The 4,738-nt window shown below is 69.1% G+C and carries 3 protein-coding genes and 2 pseudogenes; 4 read left to right on the top strand and 1 reads right to left on the bottom strand.

Annotated features, from left to right (window positions below; genetic code table 11):
• Nucleotides 1-384: 384 nt before the first annotated feature.
• On the bottom strand, nt 385-615 hold the full coding sequence (locus tag ACLL9L_RS13525; RefSeq protein WP_411285182.1) for a hypothetical protein: 231 nt from the start codon (nt 613-615) through the stop codon (nt 385-387).
• Between ACLL9L_RS13525 and ACLL9L_RS13520 the strand changes: the two are divergent.
• From ACLL9L_RS13520 to ACLL9L_RS13505, 4 genes and pseudogenes are all read left to right on the top strand, one after another.
• Nucleotides 602-1,362, top strand: a pseudogene (locus ACLL9L_RS13520) (IS3 family transposase); the annotation flags it as partial. The gene ACLL9L_RS13525 and the pseudogene ACLL9L_RS13520 overlap by 14 nt on opposite strands.
• 284 nt (nt 1,363-1,646) lie before the next feature.
• Nucleotides 1,647-2,870: an IS110 family transposase gene (locus ACLL9L_RS13515; RefSeq protein WP_411285181.1), complete on the top strand. Its 1,224-nt coding sequence runs from the start codon at nt 1,647-1,649 to the stop codon at nt 2,868-2,870.
• Between the two features lie 22 nt (nt 2,871-2,892).
• Nucleotides 2,893-3,402 (top strand): annotated as a pseudogene (locus tag ACLL9L_RS13510) (DDE-type integrase/transposase/recombinase); the annotation flags it as partial.
• 327 nt (nt 3,403-3,729) lie between these two features.
• Nucleotides 3,730-4,605: a glycosyltransferase family 2 protein gene (locus tag ACLL9L_RS13505; protein WP_411285180.1), complete on the top strand. Its 876-nt coding sequence runs from the start codon at nt 3,730-3,732 to the stop codon at nt 4,603-4,605.
• Nucleotides 4,606-4,738 lie beyond the last annotated feature (133 nt).

Raw genomic sequence — 4,738 nt, 5'->3', positions numbered from 1 at the left:
CCGGCCAGGCGTCGGTAGACCTCGGCATGGGCCTGCGCGCAGGCGGCCCAGGTGAACCCCGCGGACCGCTCGGTGCGGGCGCGGTTGCAGCGTGCCGGCACCGAGCGGTCCGCGGGGTTCACCTGGGCCGCCTGCGCGCAGGCCCATGCCGAGGTCTACCGACGCCTGGCCGGCTGAGCCACCCGAGATCGATCCCGTCCAGCCAATCGGCTTTTCGGGAGGCCAGATGGCAGCACGAACACACGACCGCCCAGGGTGCTCGACATCCTCGGTCGGCTCTCCCACTCCCCGCGAATCCTAGACGGCTTAACCCAGGCCAAGGGGTCGTGGTGCCTCATGTCAATGTGCTCGCGAAACGGGGTGCGCGTGCCTCACCTATTTTGCTCACGAAACCTGATCCCTGAGGGCGATGGTTTTGTCCTTGGCGGAGGCGATGAGGGCTTGCTGGATCCGGTTGATGTTCCGGGTCAGGTCCGCCGGGTTGGTCTGGGCGTGGAGCTCCTGTACGCGGTCTTTGTTGGTGGCGCTGAGGAAGCCGGCCTCCTCGCTCTGAACCGCCCCGGCATGTCCGGAGACTCGAAACCTTGGGAAGGTTGGAGTCATGTCAGGGAACACGTCTAAGAGGTACCCGCCTGAGCTGAGGCAGCGGGCGGTGCGGATGGTCGCCGAGGTCCGAGCGGATCACGATTCGGAGTGGGCGGCGATGACGAAGGTCTCGGAGTTGCTCGGGGTCGGCACGCCGGAGACGATCCGCAAGTGGGTCCGCCAGGGTGAGATCGACGCCGGGCGCCGCCCCGGGACGACGAGCGAGGAGTCGAGCGAGGTCAAGCGCCTCAAGCGCGAGGTGGCTGAGCTGCGTCGTGCCAACGCGATCTTGAAGGCGGCGTCGGCTTTCTTTGCGGCCGAGCTCGACCGGCCCTTACGGTGATCGTGGAGTTCATCCGCGATCACGCGGACCACCGTGAGGGTGGTCTGCGCTGGGGTGTCGAGCCGATCTGCACCGTGCTGAGCGAGCACGGGCTGCCGATCGCCCCGTCGACGTACTCTGAGCACCTGCACCGCGTCCCCACGGTGCGGGAGCGCTCGGATGCGCTGCTGCTGAACGAGGTCCGCCGGGTCCACCGGAAGAACTACGGCGTGTACGGCGCCCGGAAGGTGTGGCTGGCGCTGCACCGGGAGGGGTTCGCGGTGGCCCGCTGCTCGGTGGAGCGGCTGATGCGCGCGGACGGGCTGGCCGGTGCGGTCCGGGGCAAGGTCAAGCGCACCACGACCGCCGATCCGAGCGCCCAGCGGCCCCGTGACCTGGTCTGTCGGGACTTCGGGCCATTGGCCCCGAACGTGTTGTGGGTCGCCGACATCACCTAATGGGAGTGCCGGGATGGTTCCGGTGTCCCAGATGGTGACTGGCAGGTTCCCCTCAGATATCACCGGTCCAGGTTTTCGGTGCAAGGGTGTGAGTGAGCCGCTGACGGTGGTCCACTCTCATGACTTCACCAGGCCCGATGAGGCCTGAACGTAGACGGTGGCCCTGCCAGTCGCCGGGTGGGTGATCGGCTGGTGAGATGCCGCACCTCGAGTGCTTCCATTAGGTCGCCGTTCCCGCCCTCGGGCTCAACTGCCACGACCAAAGGCAACGAGGAGGATCAATGAGCATCACCTGCGGAATCGACTGGGCCGAAGGGCACCACGACGTCGCGATCATGGACGAACAAGGCCATCAGCTCGCGCGGCAACGGATCGAGACTGGGCTCGCCGGCTTCCACGAGCTGGTCGGTTTGCTCGCCGAGCACGAACAGGACCCCGCCGGGGTGCCGGTGGCGATCGAGACCGACAAGAACCTGCTTGTAGTGGCGCTACAGGCCGCGGGCAACCCGGTGTACCCGATCAACCCGCGGGCCGTGGCCCGCTACCGGGAGCGGTACGGGCAGGCCGGGGGCAAGTCCGACCCGGGCGACGCGGCCGTGCTGGCCGACATCCTGCGCACCGACCGGCCCCGGCACCGAGTGATGCCAGTGACCAGCGAGAACGCTCGGGCGGTCAAGGCGCTGGCCCGCCAGCACCAAGAAGCGATCTGGGCCGTCCACCAAACGATCAGCCGGCTGCGATCCGTGCTGCTGGAGTTCTACCCGCAAGCGCTGCAGGCCTTCCCGCAGCTCAAGCACAAAGCCGCGCTGACCGTGCTGGCTGCTGCCCCCACCCCGCAAGCCGGGCTGGACCTGACCAAACGCAAGATCGTCTCCCTGCGCCGCCGGTGCGGCCGACGCAACGACCCGGCCCTGGTCGAGCAGATCCTCACCGACCTACGCACCCCGGCGTTGCGCCAGCCCCACGCGGTCGAACAGGCGCTGGGCGTGACCGTCACCGGGCTGCTGGCCATCATCACGTCAATGCAGCAGGCCGTCACCAGCCTCGAGAGCGCCCTGTCCACCGAGTTCGACCAGCACCACCTCGCAGCGGTGCTGACCTCAACGCCCGGGCTCGGGCCGGTCCTAGCCGCCCGGGTCCTGGCCGAGGTCGGCGACGACCCCAACCGGTTCACCACCGCAGCCGGCCTGCGGGCCTTCGCCGGCACTGCCCCCATCACCCGAGCATCTGGACGCTCCCGCTTCGTCAGCGCCCGACGCGTACGGAACAAACGCCTCAACGACGCCTGCCACTGGTGGGCCTTCGCCACGATCACCACATCCCGCGGCGCGCGCGCCCACTACGACCGGCGCCGAGCCCTCGGCGACACCCACAACGCGGCCCTGCGTAACCTCGCGAACAAACTCATCGGCCGACTCTGGTGGTGCCTGGAGCACGACCTTCCCTGGGACGAAACCACGGCCTGGGCCAGCACCATCACACCCGCCCAAACAGCCCCGATTTGACACCTGACCCGCGTGGGATGTCTACGTCTCGACCTGGTCCGGGTGGGTGTACGTCGGGTTCGTGATCGACGCGTACGCGAGGCGGATCCTCGGCTGGCGCGCCGGGACATGCATGTCCACCAACCTCGTCCTGGACGCGCTCGAGCAGGCGGTGTGGACCCGTAACCGCGGCGGTGCCACCGATCTGGGTGGGTTGATCCACTACACGGACCGTGGGTCGCAGTACACGTCGATCCGGTTCAGCGAACGGCTCACCGAGGCCGACATCTCGGGATCCGTCGGTAGTGTGGGCGATTCGTACGACAATGCTCTCGCGGAGACCATCAACGGCCTGTACAAGACCGAGCTGATCAAGCCCCGCGGGCCCTGGCGGACCGTGGAACAGGTCGAACTCGCCACCGCCGAGTGGGTCGACTGGTTCAACTTCAGCCGGCTCTACGAGTACTGCGGCGACATCCCGCCGGCCGAGCTTGAGGCCGCCTATTACGCTCAACACCAAGCCCAGCCGACAGCTGAGCTCTCACACCAGTGAGTCTCCGGACATGCCGGGGCGGTTCAGTGCCTCCCACGACGTCGAGTCGGAGCCACGGATCCGAGTCAGGTCCAGCCCACCTTGTTCATCGGGCAACCGCGCCGGCTCCGGAGGCATCTCGGAGGCCTGTGGCCCCTCAGGGCGACAGGTCTCCGAGATGACGCAGCCCTCGGAACTCCAGGTAGAGCTGCGCACAAGCACATTTGCCACCGGGGGCAGGGTGAGTCGGCGGACGTCGTGGCGGGTGCACGGCATACCGCTTCCCGTCTGGCAGGCTGTGCGTGCCGGCAGGTCCCCGGCGAGTCCGCGGTCGAGGAGGTAGCGAGGGTGGTCGGTGCGCTGCGACTCGTCGTCATCACCTACTTCCCGGGGGAGTTCCTCGAGGCGATGCTCGCCACGGTCCCGGCCGCGTCGGCACGCGCCATCGCCGTCACGGTCGTCGACAACGGCTCGACCGACGGCACGGTCGACTACGTCCGGTCCGTCCCCGAGCTGACCCTGGCCCAGCCTGGCCGCAACGTCGGTTACGGCGGGGGCGCGAACGTCGGCGTCGCGGGCTCGAGCGAGCCGTGGGTCGTCATCGCGAACTCCGACCTCACCTTCTCCCCGGGGTCGATTGACAAGCTCCTCGAGGCGGCCGAGCGCTGGCCCCGGTCGGGGGTCCTCGGACCGCGGATCCTCACGCCCGACGGCCGGCTCTACCCCTCGGCGCGCGAGCTGCCCTCACTCGGCCGGGGCGTCGGCCACGCGCTCTTCGGCTGGATCTGGCCCACCAACCCGTGGACCGCCGGCTACCGCCGCGAGCGGCAGGAGCCGCGCGAGAGCACGGCGGGCTGGGTGTCGGGCGCGTGCATGCTGGTGCGCCGGGAGGCCTTCGAGGCCGTCGGCGGATTCGACGAGAGCTACTTCATGTACTTCGAGGACACCGACCTCTGCGAGCGGATGGCCGGGGCCGGGTGGGACATCGTCTATGCGCCCGACGCCGTGGTCGAGCACCACGGCGCCCACTCGACGTCGCGCGACCTCCACATGATGTCGAAGGCACACCACGACAGCGCCTACCGCTACCTCTCCCGCCGGTATGCCGGGCCCGCCTGGGCTCCGGTGCGGGTCGCCCTGAGGGCCGGACTGTGGGCCCGCTACCAATTCTCCCGGCGCGTGAGCAGGGTGACCCACGGCGCGCAACCGACCCGCCAAGCCTGAGCTGACGTCGGCGCGGGCATCGGCCCGGTCGGCCCGGCCCCCGGCTCAGACGTTGGGGCGACCCAGGGCGCGATAGATCCAGCCGGCCGACTGCCAGCGCTGGGGGTCCAGGGCGTTGCGCCCGTCGATGATC

Origin of the sequence: Lapillicoccus sp. (genome assembly GCF_046595215.1) — a bacterium.
Taxonomy (GTDB): domain Bacteria; phylum Actinomycetota; class Actinomycetes; order Actinomycetales; family Dermatophilaceae; genus Lapillicoccus.
This window is presented reverse-complemented; position numbering and strand designations above follow the sequence as displayed.

What these genes read in the sequence shown, in the direction of transcription:
- ACLL9L_RS13515 (WP_411285181.1), top strand. Translation starts at nt 1,647, where the DNA reads ATGAGCATCACCTGCGGAATCGACTGGGCCGAAGGGCACCACGACGTC.